This window comes from Bradyrhizobium sp. USDA 4341 (genome assembly GCF_054063755.1).
On the sequence record NZ_JBSSGO010000001.1, the window covers coordinates 391,904 to 409,073 of the forward strand.

A 17,170-nucleotide genomic window follows, 5' to 3' on the forward strand; every position below is an offset into this window, starting at 1 on the left:
GGAATCAACGCCATGCGAACTGGCTTGCAAATTTCGTCACTTGTGCCTCGTGGGTTGGCGTTTGACGGTGTAAGTGATTCAACGGACTCGATTATTTTGACATTGCGTTCGAGCTGGCGGCGGCCGAATGTCCGCTGTGCGGGATGCTTTCGCGCCGAATTCACAGTCGCTACCTTCGACAGGTCGCCGATCTGCCCAGCGCTGGCAGGGAGGTACGCATCCGAATGATCACACGGCGGTTTGTTTGCGAGGTGGCGCATTGCCGCCGGCAGATCTTTGCCGAGCGGTTCGGAGACGATGTTGTCCCGATCCGGGCGCGTCGTACGGCGCGGTTGGAGAGCATTGTCCATCATCTGGGCTTGGCACTCGGCGGAAGACCGGCAGCAGGCTTTGCTCAGCGCCTCAGGCTGCCCGTCAGTAACGACACTCTGCTGCGGGTGGTGCGACGACGAACGGTGATGCCATCGGATCCGCTGATCGTTGTGGGCATCGATGACTGGGCCTTCCGAAGGAATCACCGTTACGGGACAATCGTATGTGATCTGGAGCGAAGGCGGATCGTGGCGCTATTGCCTAACCGGGAAACGGCCACCGTGCAGGCTTGGCTTTCTGAGCATCCGGGAATCAAGATTGTCTCGCGTGATCGCGGCGGCGGATACGGTGAGGCTGCGACCAGGGCGATCCCTGGCGCCATCCAGGTGGCCGATCGTTGGCATCTGATGGAAAACGCGAGCGCGGCGTTCCTCAACGCCGTACGTCGGTCCATGCCCGGGATTCGCACCGCAATCGGCGCTACGACGATCAATCCGACCCTCCTGACCTCTGCGGAAAGGTTGCGATATCAGGGCTATCTACGGCGTCAGGACGCCCATGATGCGATTGCTGCGCTTGTCAGCGACAAAGTACCGCTCAAAGAGATCGTGCGTCGGACAGGGTACAGCCGTAATTTTGTCCGCCAGATCAGTCGCGGTGGGGGAACGGACGTCTTCCGGACTCGTCTGAGCACCCTCGACAACCATCTGCCGTTCTTAGAGGCGCAATGGACAGGCGGTTGTCGCAACGGCGCCGAACTCTGGCGCCGGCTAAAGGAGCAAGGCTTTCAAGGCTCTCTACGAGTGGTCACCGAATGGGCCACACGGCGGCGGCACGCTGAAAGAGCCAGCGATCAACAATTGCAGAAGATTCGCGCCGCGAGGTCGATAGCAACAGATCCGCGTCGCCGATCGTGCGCAACATTTTAGGGCAGCACCACCTAAACTCGATTTGCAACATTCCATGGACAACTGGCAGATTGCCATCGCCAACTTGAGCAAAGGCCACATCGGGGAAGTGGCCTCAAACCTCCTGGGCTCCCTCCTTATTTCCCACCTGCAGCTCCTCACCGTAGCGCGCTCGGATTACCGGCCGCTGACCGCGTTCCGGTCTATGTGCACGTGGACGAAGCGGCCAATTTCACCACTGATGCATTCGCCGGCCAGCTGTCTGAGGTCCGCAAATACCGCTCGCACTTTGTGCTGGGAACACAATACATCTCAGCTTTGCACCCGGAGGTACGCGACACGATCCTGGGCAACGTCGGCACGTTGATGATTTTCAGAGTTTCGGCGGCGGACGCCGAGATCTTGGCGCCGGAATTTCATCCCTTTCCGCTAAATGAATTGGTCGACCAGTGGCGTATCGCGCCTGGCTGCGCCGCATAGACAACAACCAATATCCGATCGAATTGGCGCCGCCGGCGCATCCCTCACGCCGCGCGCTGGAGCTAGTTATATCCACGAGCCGCAGGAAATTCGCACAGCGACGCGACCAGATTGAGCGGTCTTTCCAGTAGGCTCTTTTGGCATCCGCGCCAGCGTTTCGGCTGCATTCTGCAGTCCGACTTGCCGCGAACGCCAGAAGTCGCTTCAAAAGCCAGCATCACGGAATCAACAGGCCATTTGAGCGAATGCTGGCCTGTTAAACCCTTGCGTGTGGTTCTGAACGTGCCAAAATCGACCGCTTATTGGGAGGGGGCACAATATGCGTATCTTCGTATGGGTCGTTGGACTGGTCTGCTTGGTTTATCCAAATCTCGGGAGAGCACAGACTTACATAGGGACCTACGTCGGTGACGGATCACTAGAAGTGAAGAAACTTTTCCGGACCGACACATACGTTCGGCACTATCGTTTGGAGATGGTTGGGGCCAATCGTGCTCGGATCATGTTGTCGTCTGACGACGAAGATCTGAAAGCCACCTTGCAGGTATCAGGAAAATTTGAGAACGCCTCCAAATTTGTTGGAACGGCGGTGGTCGAAAGTGGACCGCCTGAGTGGGTAAGAGACCGAGACCGGGGGCACGACAGGATAGAATTGGTATTTTTGCCAGACCTATCGTCCGTGTCACTAATCCAAATTTTCATGGACAATGGGAAACCGAGCGGCGGCCAAATGGCGGGAATCCTGAAACGGGTCGGACCACCGCCTCAGACGGCGGTCACATCGCAATCCGTTTCGGCCCAGCCGAGCTTCAACTGTGGGGCCGCGAAGAGCGCGTCCGCTCGGCTAATTTGTAGTGACCCAGAACTAAGCAACGCTGATGGAGCGCTTGGCAAAGCGTTTCAAAACGCAACCAGAGGGCTTGAGGGCGATAATAAGAAGGTGAAGATACAAGAACAGGTAACATGGTTACGTGAGCGCAATAGACGATGCAAACTGGACGATAAGTTGGGAGTACCTGTTGAAGAGTTGACTAGTTCCAAGCCATGCATCCTGAGTTGGATAAACATCCGAATTGGAGAACTGTCGGGGACGCTTCCATCTAGTATTGCGAATGCTGGCATTCCACCTGCTCAATTCGGAGGATCGCAAGAGGTCTTAGACAAGAAATTCGCGTCAATGCTTACTGGAAACCACCCGGCGCAGCGCGACACGTGTATGCAGCCGATGAACCAAGTCTTGCACATAGAGGGGTATGTCGAGATTACGCCGGAAGCGGCCCGCGCAATGCTCGACGATAATATAGCGCGGGGGCTCGCTGAGTACGCCGCTCGCCGTATCGTTCCAATCTGCAGAGTGCCGTTTGATTCTCCTTATGAACTTACTTTATTTATGATTGCAGCTGGTACCAACACGGCAAATATCGTGAAAATTCAGAACGGACGAATCGTACGCTTGTCAAATGTCATCGCCGATGGATTTAGGGAGCAGGAGCAGCAGGCTCGACAGCGGCAAGCAGCGATTGAGGAACAGCAGCGACAACAGAGAATGTTCGAGGAAGCTAGACGCCTCCAAGCCGCGCAACAGTTAGCGAATTCACCGGAGCTACTAGCTCTTAAACCAAAGAATGAAGAAGATGCCGGTATTGTTAATCAGATGATTGCAGACTTGAGATCAACAAACGTCTTCTTGAGCGGCAACTGTGCTAACCTAGACTACATTGGGGGCGAAGTAAGCGACAGATCGGTAGACGGATCGGCAGGTGTTTTTATTGTTCGGCTTCTTATCGCTAATCGTTTGTCCGACACGATTGAATCAACGTCTCCATTATCTAACCTTTGCGCGAAGCTAGATCGCAACCTTGCGCCAGGCCAAAGGGCGTTTGCGACCATGCGCGGCGCCTACAGAAAGTATGATTCTGGCTGGCGATTGGAAAATATTCTCAGGAATTTCTGATGTGTTCGAAGGCGACTCCATGAAGGCTATAATGGGCTAGAGGTCCGTCGGCTTAAAGGTAGGAACGATGCGCGCCACCGTGTTCGCTATTGTGTTTGTCTGTGTCCATTCATGTAGCGCAATGGCCGAGGTGCCGTACACTGTCGAGAAGGACAGCTATTACTCGCGGATTGTGGACGGCATCAGCATCAGTTTAGGAGAACTACCAAGCCGGTATATGGGTTGGAATAAGAATAGCAAGCACGTATCGATCTCAGTGAAGATCGATCGAAGTATTTTATCGGATAAGAAAGCGACGCTCCGGCTGCTCAACCAAGTATCGCTTTGGGTTGATGAGCAGTTAGTAATGCAAGCGTAGCGAGACCGTCGCTCACCGTAATACGGGTTAATTCTCGCGGCAGTAACGCGGGATTTGTTGCGGTTCGCAATGGGCTGAGCGAGCCGTGGTGGATTGACGGACACGATTGGCCTGCTGGTTGGCTTAATCGGCATAAATGACCTCGTAAGGATTAGGGACGATGCGCGCGATTGCCTTCGCTATATGGTGCTCGTCGGGGTCTTTTCATGTAGTCCAATTGATGATCTCCTTCTTGCCGCAACCACCTGCGAACACGTAGGCGACCGCCGGCGGCGCCGGCCCCTTCCAAGCCGATCGTCCGTCGCGTGCGCCCAGAACTGGCAGATCCTCGCGCGGCGCTTAATGGCCAAGCGGACCCTCAGGATGCCTACTCATTCAGAGCGCGGTCATTCTCGTCACGAAGCGTGTCAGTGCTGAGAACGGCCGACTGTCTTCGGCCTTGCACCAATCCGGTAGAATATCTCGGACGCTGGCTCCCAGGTGTGAGGGTCCAGTAGGTTCCTGAGCGCTTGCTGGGCTCCCTGGAGCGCTGCGCGATCCTCTTCAAGTAAGCGATCGTCAAGCAGCACTTCATTGATCTCAATAAGTTCGGCCAGTATCCGGTCTTTTACGGGATTCGTCATCGCCCGCTCGGTCATCAGTTGAAATCACCACATGTATTTGGGATAGTTCTTGGACGATTTCCTGCGCCGAGAAGCCATTTTACGGCAAAATTCACGGAGCTGGAACGGAATGCGATACGACCGAATCGACGCACGTATCCTAAAAAGAACAACCGCCTAACTTCCGAAGTACTCGGCGAATTGGCTGGGCTTTCTGCCACGGCGGGTCAACGACGACTAAAGAGGCTCCGTTCAGAAGGCATCATCGAGGCCGATGTGTCAATCGTTTCGCCGAAGGTCGTGGGAAGACCGATCCAAATGCTTGTCCTGGTGACCATGGAGTGGGAGCGTTCAGGCATCATCGATAGGTTCAAGGCGATCAAACTGTCAGCTGAAGTCGTCAACGGATTCCACGTTACAGGCGGACTTTGTCCTCTACGTCACAGCCCGTACCATGGATGAAGATGAGGAGTTCACTCAGTGCTTCTTTTATGTGAACCCCGACGTCAAGCGCTTCAAGACGATAGTCGTATTGGATCGCGTAAAAGCGGGGTTCGTCGCTTCAGTTGAGTCACAAGCCAATGACTACTAACGGTCGACGAAGGTGGGTCTCCTACAGCTGACGTGTGAGGATGGAGCGCAGGATAGTTTGTACGGAACGATCAAATCTGAAGCCGAGATGACACGCTCGGGCGAGAAGAGAGATTGTTCGTTCCTCGCGTACCGTTTTGGTCAGAGCATTCCTAAGCGGACAGGTTCTACTTGAACTCAAGCAATTACAGACGAGCGCGAGCTGGAGCGCAGTTAGCGTCTGTCTGAATTGCCGTACGCGACGAGAATCAGAACCCCCGTGAGTCTCGGGCACAGCGTGGCTTACCGCTTTCAGGGCAGGGGTGCCCCGCCCTTGTCTCCATCTGGGGGCGGGGGCGGGGCTACTGATTTCTAGTCAATTCCTTGGGGGGCGCGAAGCAGCTGGAGGCGCACACCCGATTGCCTCGGAGGCAATAAGGCAGTTGAAATACGTGGGCAAGATGCCGCCTGAGTGCGGGATTTGAGCGTCAACACGGGGCTTAGCGCATTAAACAAGATGAAATCATTGTTACAGTGGCGATCAATTTTCCGTTGCAGTCACGGGCCGGGAGCGCAAAACGGCAGCCGGGAGAGCGAACATGACCGACCGCATGCCCGCAGTCCATGAAGCGTTCAATTGCGCCACGGACGCAGCTCTCAAGCGGGTGTCCGGCACACAGCCGATCCTTCACTTGCCTCTTACGGCGCGACCAAAGGCCTTCGTCAAAAACGCGATTCTGGCGAGACTTTCCCTGCAAGACCTCGCGGCAATAGGAGGGCGCCTTGAGCCGATCGTCCTGAAGGAACGTATGGTTCTCCAAGAGCCGAAAAAGAATGTCGAGTACGTCTATTTCTTAGAGTCGGGACTCGTCTCGCTAAGGGTTGTAGCGGCGGGAAGCATGCTTGAAACGGCGGTCATAGGCTATCGGGGCGTGGTCGGCGCTTCGTTTTTGTGGGGAGGACATCTTTCGACGCAACAATCTGTTGTGCTCTTTCCCGGTAGCGCGCACAGGATCCGAGTCGAGGATTTGCGTCGCGTGATAAAAGAGTGTCCACAGATCCGAGAGCATCTCTTTGAGTACGTTCAAGCACTGACATTTCAGTGCGTTCAGACAGGATTGTGCGGGGTTCGGCACGATCGCGAACAGCGGCTCGCGAGTTGGCTATGTTTGGCGAGTGATGCTATTGGTGCCAGTGTGCTGCCAGTTACCCATGACTATCTTTCGTCCGCCCTGGGACTGCGTCGCCCCGGGGTAACAGAGGTCCTTATCCGATTCGAAGAGCTGGGATTGATTCGCAAGATGCGCGGCGTCTTGCAGATCGATAAACGCACGCTGCTCGAGCAAAAGGCATGCTGTTGTTACAAGCTTGTCTCAAGCGCTTATGCCTCGTATCAGTCCCTAATATCAGTGACAAAGAGCCGATGACCTCTCAGCTCGCTCCGGCTTCTCCGCGCAAAGAGTGAGCAGACAACCAACCTGCGTGGCCACGCGCATCGATTTTGAAAGTTGAAGCAGCAATGTCACCCTTTCACAAGGTCGCGCTCTTTATCGACGGACCCAATCTTTATGCAACCGCAAAGACGCTGGGCTTCGACATCGATTACAAGCGCCTTCTCAATGAATTCCAGAGTTGCGGCACGCTGCTTCGTGCGTTCTACTACACGGCGATCATCGAGGACCAGGAGTATTCGGTGATCCGTCCGCTGATCGATTGGCTCGACTACAACGGCTACACCGTCGTTACCAAGGCCGCCAAGGAATTCATCGACGCGAGCGGCCGTCGCAAGGTGAAGGGCAATATGGACATCGAACTCGCGGTCGATGCCATGGAACTTGCCGAGCACATCGATCAGATGATCCTCTTTTCCGGCGACGGCGACTTCCGCTCACTGGTCGAGGCCGTGCAGCGCCGCGGCGTCCGGGTCACCGTCATCTCCACGATTGCGAGCCAGCCGCCGATGATCGCCGACGAGCTACGCCGCCAGGCGGACGAATTCATCGACCTGGCACTATTGAAGCTGAAGCTGGGTCGCGATCCGTCCGAACGGTCAGGCCCACATCAGGAGGGCCGAGGTTCGAAGATCGCAATGTCGGAGAGCCTCTGAGCGATCTGCCGACGACTGACAAGCCGGCGGAAAGCAAACACCTTGCATAGCAGCGCTGTTCGGGAGTCGAACTGGAATCTTTTGAGCAGTGAGAGAATACGGCCCGCATACAATCAGGTAGGTCCATAACACGAAGCAACGTCACCATCGACGCGGATGCGGTGTCCGCTACCAAGATCGATCTCGATGATGCCCTGGCTCCCCCGTCGACGCGCCGGCGCCGTCATCAATGGCGCGTCGGCCACATCCGGCGGCGGCACAGACGGCCCAATCTCGACCGGCACTAACGGTGCTATACTCGTCTCACTGTGCTTGCAAAGCTCTTTGCGCCCACCTGAAGAGCTGGCTCGCATGAAGGCCGGCGCCATGCGAGCCAGCTCGGAAACATTGGCTCCAGGCTCGAGCGATGCTGCAACTAGCCGTTCCTTTTCATCCTGCGACCACCGACGCCGCCCCTCGACCGATGTGATCACCTCGGCCAAGTGCTGGGCACCGCCGTCGGAGCCTGCGAACAGCGCATTTTCCCGGATCTAGCGCTCGACGGGGTTGTTGTTGAGCTCGATAATCAAGCGAATTTGGAACTCACGGCGCGGGGCGCGAACAGTTCGCGTTCAGACGGCCACAGTGGCGACGTCGCGACAAGCGCGACGTCGCCCAATCAACCGAATATCAGTCGGCGTCGTGGCAATCGTCTTTGTCGCGGCCGCAGGAGCCGCGCCCGTCTGCGCGCTCGTCGTGATCGAAGTCGGTACCGGGGGTGAACGAGATGCCGCGAAGCACTTCGCCAAACCGGGCGCTGCGCGTCGTGGCGAAGCTTTCGTCCGCTGGCAGCGTTGTTGCGGCGATCTTGTCCGTGATCATCACGAGCTTGTTTGGGTCGGCGCCCTGGTCGCCGCTGCCGCTCACGGTCGAGGTGATGGCCCAGATGGTCGCGGTACCGTCGTGATTGACGCGTCCGGTAAGGTTGCGGAGGCCATCAGTCGCCGGTGACCAGGGCAGGCCGGTCACGCTGTTGGTGCCGGTCGGATAGTTCTCGACCGTATAGGGCACGCCAAGGCCAAGACCGGCCTGCAGCGTATAGGCCAGCGTCCATAAACCGGTCGTGCTGTTGAACACCCACTTCTGCAGCCCCGCAGTGGTCTGGGCAGCGGCCGCGGTATAGCTGCCGGAAGCGTAGGTCGCGGTGCCGTTGCCCTCGTCCGCGACATAGAGCGTCTTGGCATCCGCGAACCAGACGCCGAACGGGAAGTTGGTCGCGGTCTTGGCGAGATTGGTCGGAAACCCCTTCAGGACGCACATGTTGTAGGGCGCGACACCAAGCGTCTGCAAATTCGCGGCGTTGTAGGCGATCGGCGCGATCGGCAGCGTGGCGGTCGCACTTGGCAGCCCAACGCCATTGGGACAGGCCAGCGGCTTGCCCTTGGCGTCGAAGCCGGAATTGTCGATGAAGTAGACGGTGTTGATTCCGTTGCCACCACTGCCCTTCGTCACATAGATGACATTGTTGAAGACCGTGAGGCCGCGGAAATTGGTGTCCTTCCCGGTCTTGTCGGCCTTCAGGCCGAGCTGGGTGACGTTGAAGCTGCCGACCGGCGTTGGCAGGCCGGGATCGGGCTGCTGGGCGAGCGGAGCGCGCGCCTCCTGGTGCCGACCTCGTCGAGGCCCATGAGCCGCGAGTAGCCCGGCACGTCAGCCGCGACGATGGCTGCCAACCTGCGTCCGACCCTTTCTGATGCGCTGACGAGGTCGCCGGCACGCTCAAAGGGCTGACCCAACGCCGCGCAATCCTCGACAGGTTCATTGGGGAACACAGGGGCCGCATTGCGAACACGGCCGGGGGGGCAAGTTCGGCGCTTATTTAAAGCCGAGCAGGGTGCACTGGGGACCGAACCGTTCACGATTGAAATTAGGGAGTCTTCAGACCGTCCAACGGGGGCGATATCGGTTTGCGGCCAAGTCGGGAGAGAGAAGAAGCAGCCACCACCAGCACCACCAGCAACAGAATCAAAACCGCTCGATTTTCGCGTAAGGACTCTTGTTCGACGCCGAATCTACAAGTTGCGTCAAATCTTAACGAATTTGAAGGAAAGCTGGACCCAGATATCACCCGTGGGCCCGGCAATGGATAGAAATCAGCAACTCGGCGAACTTTGGATGGAGGCTTTGGCCGCCGAGCGAGGCGTCGCGGAGAACACGGTCGAGGCCTATGACGATCATCTCAATTGCTATTTTGGCTTCCTCGATTCACGTGGACTGACGCTTGACCAGGTCGATGGTCAGGTCGTGTCCGACTACTTGCAATTTCTCTTCGAAGCGGGCTTCGCCGACAAGACCATTGAAGGGCGGCGTGCGGTCGTCAGAGGTCTGCATCGCTTCCTGATCGCCGAGGGTATAAAATCCGACGATCCGACAAGCCAACTTACACCCATGCGACGGAAGCAGACACTTCCTACAGTGCTGTCGGTCGCTGAAGTCGAAAAGCTTCTGACAACGGCGCATTCCTTGGCGGAGCAGCGTGCCAAGGGGCTCTTTACCCAGGCAAGCCATGCTCGCCGAGCCGCCTTATTGGAGACGTTGTACGCCAGCGGGATGCGCATCAGCGAGGCTGTCCGCCTACCCGCAAGAGCGGCACGGACAAAGGTCCAGTTTCTCCTGATCAAGGGCAAAGGCGATAAGGAGCGGCTTATTCCGCTGAACGCGAAAGCTCTGGAAGCAATTGCTCGATGGCGCCAGCTGGCCCAAGAATACGGGACGAGCTCGGGGACGTGGCTATTCCATTCGGTGCGGGACGGAGGCAGACATCTGACGTCGCGGTCGGCCGAACGCGAGATTAAAGAAGCCGCTGCAGCGGCAGGCCTCGCGAGACCGGACGACGTGACACCCCACGTCCTCAGGCATGCTTTTGCCACCCATTTGCTGAACAACGGGGCGGATCTGCGCTCTATACAGACAATGTTGGGTCACGAGGACATCAGCACCACTGAAATCTACACGCATGTTTCGACCTCCCGAGCCATGGCGATGGTGATCGACCTCCATCCACTTAATGACGACGCGATCGAGACCTCGCCTCTGCCCCATTGCTAGGCAAGGAGTCGTTATCCCGCGAGGCATTTTATCTCGCTCCGCCCTCACTGTGCATCGCTGCGGCTCTCTCGGACACCGAGAGCCAGGCGGCGGTCGTGACCGCGGTTGATCGATCAGCGCTCGTCGGATCTATTGGCCGTGATACGAGTACACCGTCGATCTCCCTCAGTTGACGATGGTGAAACGCCGATCGAGGCATTGCGCCTTGCGGCACCGAGCTGCAGTGTAGGGCCATCATTAGAGGCTCCTATGATGTCTGTATCTCTCTTTGACCTGGTTGAACGCGACGGAAAGAAATTCACAGTTTGCGGCGCCGCAGCTGGCGGCCGGGTAAGGCTCATCGAGAAGTCTTGGCCGGTCGAATTTGGAGAAGTAGGAACGTTTGTTCCCCCGTCGGTGGTTGAGACGAAGGTCGATCTAGTTGAAGTCCTCGAGCGTGGTCAGGATCGACTGCTCGCAGTCGCGGACCTGTTGGTGGTCGCCGACGATAACGCGGCCGCACGCCTGACAATCGACTGGAGCGACGTCGAAGCGGCCTTGATGGCCGCATCCGAGGTTCTCCCCTCGAACCTCCTGGTCCTCAATCTGGACAAGGGGGAATGGCAGCTTTCAGAAGACGTTCCGGATGAGATGCTTCTTCTGGCCAATCCAGCGGCGCTGATCATTGCGACCCACGCAATCGGCGGTGGTGACGCCAATCTGTCGGATGTGGAAAGGGCCATCGACTTCGCGCGACAGGCCATTGCCCAGTTCAGGGGAGATGCGCCCCTTCCCGCCGCCTGATCCTGAGCGCTGTCACCATGGAAATGGAAATCGAAATCCCCTATTCGGTGACCGGAGTTCTTCCGCAGCGGCGAAATAGCGTCCAAGGTGCCGCATCCTTTCGGAAGTCATACGATCTCCGGGAGATTGCCGATGAAGTCGAACTGCCTCCCGCCTATACCTTGACGCGGCTCGGCTCGCTACTGAGTCTTAGTAGGAACGTGGAGAGGCATGACGTTCGCGCGACAGCGATCCTTGATGGACGTCCTTGGATGGCCGTAGAATTTGATGGGGCGCAACCTCCTGAGGTCGTCTTCCGTTACCTTCTGACCAAGGCGGTCCGACGTCGCGTTTCAAGATTCGTGGGGCTGAACAGGGAAGGAGCTGATCCGGTCGACCCCTCCAAATTTCGCTCAATCATCACGGATAGTCGGCTTCAAAGCGAACAGATCGCGGATGAAACCATCTCACGAATGATGATGTGGCGTGGGCAACTGTGGCAACGGGACGTCATTCCGATGTATGCCGTTCGTGTCGGCGATCGTCCTGACGTCAGCGTCGTCCCCTCCTCCAGTGCCCGGTACAATTTCTTTGATCACTTCCTCCCTGAAGACCGTGGGGCGGCCATGGATCTGTTCGCAAGTTCCGGCGGGAATGGCGAACTGCCTGTGATCACCGCAGGCGACGAGTTTTCGTACGAGCGCGAGATGTATCGCCCTCTGATTGCCCGGTCTGCCAAGGACCTGATCGAGGCAATGGAGGACGGCATCTACGCAGACTGCGTAGGCCGCTGGCGCCTCCGGCTTGGCGGAGAAAAGCTTCTCAAGGCGGCTGAATTGATCGAGTCCCGCTATGATGACGAGACCCTCCCCTTTGGCGATCTATCGCAAGCCCTCCAGGCGATCTTCAGCGTCGCGGCGGATTTGCGGCCCGCCCCCGACGACGGTCTGACTGCCGCCACCGCCATGGCGAGACATCGAATCGACACCCTCCTGCGCTTGCTGTCCGCCGAGCAGGCCAATCAATTGGCGCCCACACCTCGATGACCAAGACAGTCACCATACCTGCTCGTTTTATCTACCAGGCAGAAGTTCTGCCAGCGAGACACCGCGTCTCCAAACGGGCGCATATCGCTGAAAAAATCGAGTTCACGTTGGCTGCGCCTGCTCCGGGCAACTACGAGTTTGACGCCGTCATCGTCGAGCCGCGGCCAGGCAAGGACGCGGCTTTCCATTTCGCCGGCTGGAACGGCCGCCTTTGGCGCAGGGCAGAAGCTCCCTTCAGCACGCTTGAAACCTATCGGAGCACGTTTGCTGACCTGGACAAGTTCCTGAAGGATGACGATCCGAAGGTCGACCCGGTGATCATGGCTGCGCTCAAGGGCGCAAACCAATTTGGCACCCTGCCCCTTCACGGACAGATCATCAAAGCCGAGGAATTCGACGGCGAAATCTCGTCGTCCAACCGCGAGCAGATGCTGGCTCGTCAGCAGGAGGCGACGCGGCATATCGTCAGTCTGGATGGCGTGATTCATCACGCAGCCCATGACCCGATCTGGTATGCAATCGACGGCGGCGAGCAGGCAGAACTGCAGATCATGCTGCCCGTCCACAATGCCCATCACGGGCAGATCCACCTGCGTGATGGCGGGCCGCATTGCTACAATAATCTTTCATCAAGAACAGCGTTCCGGCTTGATCGTCTCGATGAAGCGCGGGAATGGCTTACCATGACCCGTCCCGGTGCAGCAGTGAGCGTTTCAGGCTCGGTGAAACGTTTGGACGATCGCTACCTCAGCCGGAACGACCTCGGTTACGAGCTCAGGGAGCACTTGCGCGGATCGATTCCTTCCGGGGAATTGCTTTCCCACCTACCACCGATCGCCGGCGCCTCCTGGAAGGCCGTCCAGGACGCCGTTGCCACGGTAACTCCGTACGACAACGGCGCCCTGGACACAGACCAGGACAACCTTCTGCAGCATGTGCGCACACTGGGGCAAGCCGTGGAAGCGCTTTTCCCGCCGGCTCACCTCGTCGATCAGAGGGTATCGACCCTGGCTGCTATCGATCGGCTCCTCCGCCGTGCGGAATTTGAGCAAGCAAAAGCTCTCCACGCGGCGAGAGATATGCTCGCCGGACTAGCCGATATCAGCTGGGCACCGCAGGTCTAGATCGCCGAATACTTCCTTCGCCTCGTTGGGCCGCGGTGCCATAAACGGATATCGGGTCTGCACATAGGCAAGGGAGACGGCCGTCTCCTGGATCATAAGGCCAACGGCCTTGGTCAAGCCGGGGTACATCACCGGCGTCGCGAGGGTTTTGGCGAGCAAGACGCGCCGGTAGAACGCATAGTGTTCCGCGCGCGGCGTCGCCAAGCCGTATTTGGCTCCGAAATGGAGCGCGGCCGCAATGGCCATGCGCGAGACGAGATAGGGCAACTCGGGAATTCGATCCGCGATCACCGGTTCCGCCACGAAGCGGTTTGGATCACAAATGAAGTTGCCAGCGTCGAGGTAAGGCGCGAGCAGTTCCGGGAAGGTCACTCCTGCGGACGACCTGCGCTCATTGCGCGAGATCATACAGATACGGATGGCCCCAACCAGGTGATCATCGTACCGCATGCCAATGCTGCAGGCGTTGGGCTGCTCATCGAAGGCATCGCAAAGCATGCCGGTGCTGTTCGGCTCGATGGCGCCCTCCTTGAGGTAGGCACGATAGCGGAGGCGGTAGATCGCTTCCTTCTCGGCATCCGTCCGCGCAACGGCGTAAGTGGTGTGATCGAGGGCATTAAATGCGCGCTCCGCAAATGTCCTCTGTGGATTACTACCGACATACTGATCCATCCCGCGCCCCGCCGAATAAAGGTTAAATAAGGGTTAAAGCGAGCTGAGAAGTAACACCCTCCGGCATGGGCGAAAAGATAAAACTGTAATCGAATCCTTGGAAAACTGTGCTGAGAATTGAGCGAGATTGATCGCGGAATAGATTCGAAGGAGTGCACGTCGTTCGGCCGGCATCAGCGTAATGCCGGAGGCGATGAAGTCGCTGTGCTCGCGAAGGCATGCGGCCATATGGTGTGTGCCGAGGTATCGCGGCGCGACCCCAAACAGTTTTCTTCGGAGGTTTCCTAGGCGAGCATCGCAGCCTTTCCGATGCTCGCCTGTTTGCTGGCGGAGGTCGCGCGACCCGGGAACAGGTGCCGCATGTAGACCTCGCGCGCGGCATCAATGCCGCAACGATGGCCAGAACAGGGTATTAATCCGATACCGCATCGTGGGACGTCGTCTACCCGCGATGCCGAACGTTTAGCGCGGCCCCATGGCGTAGGTCGGCAATCCGAGCTCGGCCCGGATCTCATCCACCTTGGCACCGAAGACCGCCTTCGCCTCCGCTTCGCTCTCGCTGATGTCTTCCATGCTGGATGATCCGGCGGTCGGCTTTTCAGGGTCGCAGTCCCAATGGATCGCCAGAGAATACTTGGTCGACGACATGTGGCCCGGCGCAATTAGGCAAAGCTCGACAAGCATATTGTCGGCCTCGATCCGTTCGGCCGCGACGATGCCTTCGTATCCCATCCGCTGGACGGTCTCAGGGTCGATCCGAAGTTGGGTCATGCCGTGGTTCTCAAGGGTTCGGTTTGATCCGATGCTATTTGCCCTCGAGGAAAGTGGCAACGGTTGTCACCGGGATAGCGCAGCCGACCTGGCGTCACGTTCGGGGTCCTGGCAGTCTCCCATTCGATTTGCCACGACGAGTTCGGCCCGCGGCAACGCTCCCGTCTTGAGCTCGTTCAGTTCTGTGTACGCCTCATCGCTCGTGACCGTGATCGTCGTGCTGACCGGCCCCAGGACATCGCAGCGATTGGAGAATTTGTACGTGTTGCCGAGCTTCTCTGGCTTGGCGGATACGCACTTCCCGATCGAGGGCGAAGAGAAAGTCCCTTTCATGGCAACGGTCGGGTCAACGCAAGCGGTCAGTTCCCTGGTGTAGAGCCGTTGTTTCAGCCGTTCGCTCACCACGAGGTCCATCGTCCGAACGAAATGCCAGCGTCCTTTCTTGAAGCTCGGACCAGCGAAGGGTTCGGCGGCCGTCGCCCCCTGACAGGCTGCGATCGCCAATAACGCCACGACGACTGCGGATGTGCAACTGCGGGAGAACAGGAAAGTCATTGTGCCCCTAGTCATCTGAAGGCCTTGCAGTAGCGCCCGGTCGAGAAGGTCCCGGAAGGACACGGCTCTCCCTTGATTTTCGGGAAGGCGACAGGGGTGTCTTTGTGGAGCGCCTCGCAAAAACGACCGAGACCAACGTAGCCTGTCGGGCAAGTGCCGTTCCTCAGGATGCCCGCTGTGCCGTCAACCTTCGGTGTCGGATAGGCGCCCTCAGCGGTGACCATCGCAGTGGGGCAAACCAAGACCGGCAGCCAGCCTATCCAATGGGCTGTTCTCAAAGTCGTTCCTTTGAAAGACGGAGACCCAGGAGCGCGCCGGTCAGTCCCGATGAGGTCATAAGTCCAAAGGCTGCACCAGCGTTGCAGCCGCAAAGCTTCAATGTGCAAGCTACCAAATAACGCGGCGAGGACGATGACCGTGGCAGATGCAAGCATCTCTCACCTCTCTCGACCCATCATCCGAACCACATTCGGCCGACAGGACCGCTATCGAGGTGAGTAAACGTTGGGTAGTGACCTATGCCACCGAGCCTAAATAGTTGCGCAACATTCGCAACTTGCGAGGAGTTGGCCTTGGGGATAACCAGGTCCATCGCCCTCGCCTTGAGGTGGAAGGATTCGGGAGCGGCTCGATATCCCATCTTGCGCAGCAGTTCGTTGGTGCGCTCGGTCCTGAATCCCGAATTGATCTGGATGTAGCCGTCGCTGTCAAAATAGCGCTGCAGGACATAGGCCGCTGCGTAGAGCTTGCGGTCCATCTGCACGACCTGCTTGTCGCGCCAGTCGCGGAAGATCCAGTGACAGATCATCACGCTGCGTTCATTCCATTCGCCGCCATTGAACAGGTCGACCGAATATTTCTCCTCGGTGTGCGGGTTGAACACCCGAAACGGCACGGATAGCCCCTCGGCGGAGGCCTCCGACACGATGAACTGAGAAAGCATTGCCCCAAGCGGGATCGCGCCGAGGCCGGCGGACCGAATGGCGTTCGCTACGCCGGCACGAAGCGCCAGAAGCCCTGCCCCACGCAATGCCGGCGGCAACAACTCAACGGTAGCTGCGCGTCCTGCGGCCGCAGCAAGCGTTCCGAGCACGGAACGTCGCGAAACCAAAGGATCCATTCAAAACCCCCAGAAATCGAATCCTTGAGAAGATCGGTGGACGCTAACACGAATTTTGTGGAATGGGCCAGCCTGGAACGCGCCTTGTCCAAGGATTCGATGTTAGCTGAGGTCCATGACGAACACGGCGAATAGCGCACCTCTTTCCGAGCGGATTGCCATCTTGCGGGCTGGGGATCCCTGGCGGTACCCGACGTCCCTGTCGGCACTCGCATGGATTTTCTGTGGATCAGGTCAGGCCCTGAGCTGGCAGAGCGGGCGGCTGGTCGACGATGGGGTCGGCGACCCCGACCAGCCGTATTTGGCCCCGGATGCGATCGAGGCCCTCGGCGCTGGCCGGGCACCTCTGCCCCTGTCTAACAGGCTGGCGGAGTTCCTGCCGACGCCAGGAATGATCGTGCCGTCCTTGCATACCCGGGACTTCTGCCCGCCGGGCTCGCTGCCGGCAGCCAGGATTCCTTTCGAAGCCGATCATGAACACCTTGCTGGGTCGATTATCGTTTGCAGGTTTATGCTGTCCTGCGCCGCGCTCTTGATCGAACCGGCGGGCGTGCCGCGCGGACGGATACGCACATTGCTGCGGTCATCTCTGAATGCTGCGTGCCTGATCGCGTCGGAACGGACGTGCGAGGATGCGGTTGCAGCCGAGGCTGAACGGCTCTTGCAATCGTCGAATACCGCTGCCGCTGGCGCTCCGTCGGAATTCGTCGACCCGATGCTTTCCGGAGATGGTCGGTGACTG

17 protein-coding genes and 2 pseudogenes are annotated in these 17,170 nt (G+C 58.2%); 12 read left to right on the forward strand and 7 right to left on the reverse strand.

What is annotated here, in order from left to right:
* Positions 1-12 precede the first annotated feature (12 nt).
* From ACVIGB_RS01790 to ACVIGB_RS01805, 4 genes and pseudogenes are all read left to right on the forward strand, one after another.
* Positions 13-1,205, forward strand: a pseudogene (locus ACVIGB_RS01790) (ISL3 family transposase); the annotation flags it as partial.
* Between the two features lie 222 nt (positions 1,206-1,427).
* A complete protein-coding gene (locus ACVIGB_RS01795; protein WP_456717372.1) occupies positions 1,428-1,700 on the forward strand; it encodes a hypothetical protein in 273 nt (90 codons plus the stop codon).
* A gap of 424 nt (positions 1,701-2,124) precedes the next feature.
* Positions 2,125-3,654, forward strand: coding sequence for a lysozyme inhibitor LprI family protein (locus ACVIGB_RS01800; RefSeq protein ID WP_456717371.1), 1,530 nt, complete (start codon positions 2,125-2,127; stop codon positions 3,652-3,654).
* Positions 3,655-3,721: 67 nt separating this feature from the next.
* On the forward strand, positions 3,722-4,012 hold the full coding sequence (locus ACVIGB_RS01805) for a hypothetical protein (RefSeq protein ID WP_456717370.1): 291 nt from the start codon (positions 3,722-3,724) through the stop codon (positions 4,010-4,012).
* A 407-nt stretch (positions 4,013-4,419) separates the two neighbouring features.
* On the opposite strand, the gene ACVIGB_RS01810 is transcribed toward ACVIGB_RS01805, so the two are convergent.
* Positions 4,420-4,650: a hypothetical protein gene (locus ACVIGB_RS01810; protein WP_456717369.1), complete on the reverse strand. Its 231-nt coding sequence runs from the start codon at positions 4,648-4,650 to the stop codon at positions 4,420-4,422.
* A gap of 94 nt (positions 4,651-4,744) precedes the next feature.
* Between ACVIGB_RS01810 and ACVIGB_RS01815 the strand changes: the two are divergent.
* The 3 genes and pseudogenes from ACVIGB_RS01815 to ACVIGB_RS01825 all read left to right on the forward strand — a co-directional run bounded on the left by ACVIGB_RS01815 (position 4,745) and on the right by ACVIGB_RS01825 (position 7,291).
* A pseudogene (locus ACVIGB_RS01815) lies at positions 4,745-5,206 on the forward strand (Lrp/AsnC family transcriptional regulator).
* A 577-nt stretch (positions 5,207-5,783) separates the two neighbouring features.
* Entirely contained in the window at positions 5,784-6,611 is an 828-nt protein-coding gene (locus ACVIGB_RS01820; RefSeq protein ID WP_456717368.1) for a Crp/Fnr family transcriptional regulator, read from the forward strand.
* 92 nt (positions 6,612-6,703) lie between these two features.
* The gene (locus tag ACVIGB_RS01825; protein ID WP_456717367.1) at positions 6,704-7,291 is read left to right on the forward strand and encodes a LabA-like NYN domain-containing protein; all 588 of its coding nucleotides are present in this window, start codon (positions 6,704-6,706) and stop codon (positions 7,289-7,291) included.
* Positions 7,292-7,404: 113 nt separating this feature from the next.
* Here the strand turns inward: ACVIGB_RS01825 and ACVIGB_RS01830 are convergent, their stop codons facing one another.
* Positions 7,405-7,764, reverse strand: a complete 360-nt coding sequence (locus ACVIGB_RS01830) for a transposase (RefSeq protein ID WP_456718238.1) — start codon at positions 7,762-7,764, stop codon at positions 7,405-7,407.
* Between the two features lie 196 nt (positions 7,765-7,960).
* The gene (locus ACVIGB_RS01835) at positions 7,961-8,782 is read right to left on the reverse strand and encodes a hypothetical protein (RefSeq protein WP_456717366.1); all 822 of its coding nucleotides are present in this window, start codon (positions 8,780-8,782) and stop codon (positions 7,961-7,963) included.
* Positions 8,783-9,412: 630 nt separating this feature from the next.
* Here ACVIGB_RS01835 and ACVIGB_RS01840 point away from each other — a divergent pair.
* The 4 genes from ACVIGB_RS01840 (at position 9,413) to ACVIGB_RS01855 (ending at position 13,310) form a co-directional block, all read left to right on the forward strand.
* On the forward strand, positions 9,413-10,378 hold the full coding sequence (locus tag ACVIGB_RS01840) for a tyrosine recombinase (RefSeq protein ID WP_456717365.1): 966 nt from the start codon (positions 9,413-9,415) through the stop codon (positions 10,376-10,378).
* 249 nt (positions 10,379-10,627) lie between these two features.
* Positions 10,628-11,161, forward strand: a complete 534-nt coding sequence (locus tag ACVIGB_RS01845; protein ID WP_456717364.1) for a hypothetical protein — start codon at positions 10,628-10,630, stop codon at positions 11,159-11,161.
* Positions 11,162-11,178: 17 nt separating this feature from the next.
* Positions 11,179-12,186: a hypothetical protein gene (locus ACVIGB_RS01850; RefSeq protein ID WP_456717363.1), complete on the forward strand. Its 1,008-nt coding sequence runs from the start codon at positions 11,179-11,181 to the stop codon at positions 12,184-12,186.
* Positions 12,183-13,310 carry a hypothetical protein gene (locus tag ACVIGB_RS01855; protein ID WP_456717362.1) on the forward strand — a complete coding sequence of 376 codons (1,128 nt, stop codon included), beginning with the start codon at positions 12,183-12,185 and terminating at the stop codon, positions 13,308-13,310. The genes ACVIGB_RS01850 and ACVIGB_RS01855 overlap by 4 nt, the downstream gene beginning before the upstream one ends.
* Here the strand turns inward: ACVIGB_RS01855 and ACVIGB_RS01860 are convergent.
* The 4 genes from ACVIGB_RS01860 to ACVIGB_RS01875 all read right to left on the reverse strand — a co-directional run bounded on the left by ACVIGB_RS01860 (position 13,278) and on the right by ACVIGB_RS01875 (position 16,428).
* The gene (locus tag ACVIGB_RS01860; RefSeq protein WP_456717361.1) at positions 13,278-13,982 is read right to left on the reverse strand and encodes an N-acyl amino acid synthase FeeM domain-containing protein; all 705 of its coding nucleotides are present in this window, start codon (positions 13,980-13,982) and stop codon (positions 13,278-13,280) included. The genes ACVIGB_RS01855 and ACVIGB_RS01860 overlap by 33 nt on opposite strands.
* A 462-nt stretch (positions 13,983-14,444) precedes the next feature.
* Positions 14,445-14,753: a hypothetical protein gene (locus ACVIGB_RS01865; RefSeq protein ID WP_456717360.1), complete on the reverse strand. Its 309-nt coding sequence runs from the start codon at positions 14,751-14,753 to the stop codon at positions 14,445-14,447.
* Between the two features lie 66 nt (positions 14,754-14,819).
* On the reverse strand, positions 14,820-15,308 hold the full coding sequence (locus tag ACVIGB_RS01870) for a hypothetical protein (RefSeq protein ID WP_456717359.1): 489 nt from the start codon (positions 15,306-15,308) through the stop codon (positions 14,820-14,822).
* Positions 15,309-15,762: 454 nt separating this feature from the next.
* Entirely contained in the window at positions 15,763-16,428 is a 666-nt protein-coding gene (locus tag ACVIGB_RS01875) for a YcbK family protein (protein WP_456717358.1), read from the reverse strand.
* 115 nt (positions 16,429-16,543) lie between these two features.
* Between ACVIGB_RS01875 and ACVIGB_RS01880 the strand changes: the two genes are divergently transcribed.
* On the forward strand, positions 16,544-17,167 hold the full coding sequence (locus ACVIGB_RS01880; RefSeq protein ID WP_456717357.1) for a hypothetical protein: 624 nt from the start codon (positions 16,544-16,546) through the stop codon (positions 17,165-17,167).
* Positions 17,168-17,170 lie beyond the last annotated feature (3 nt).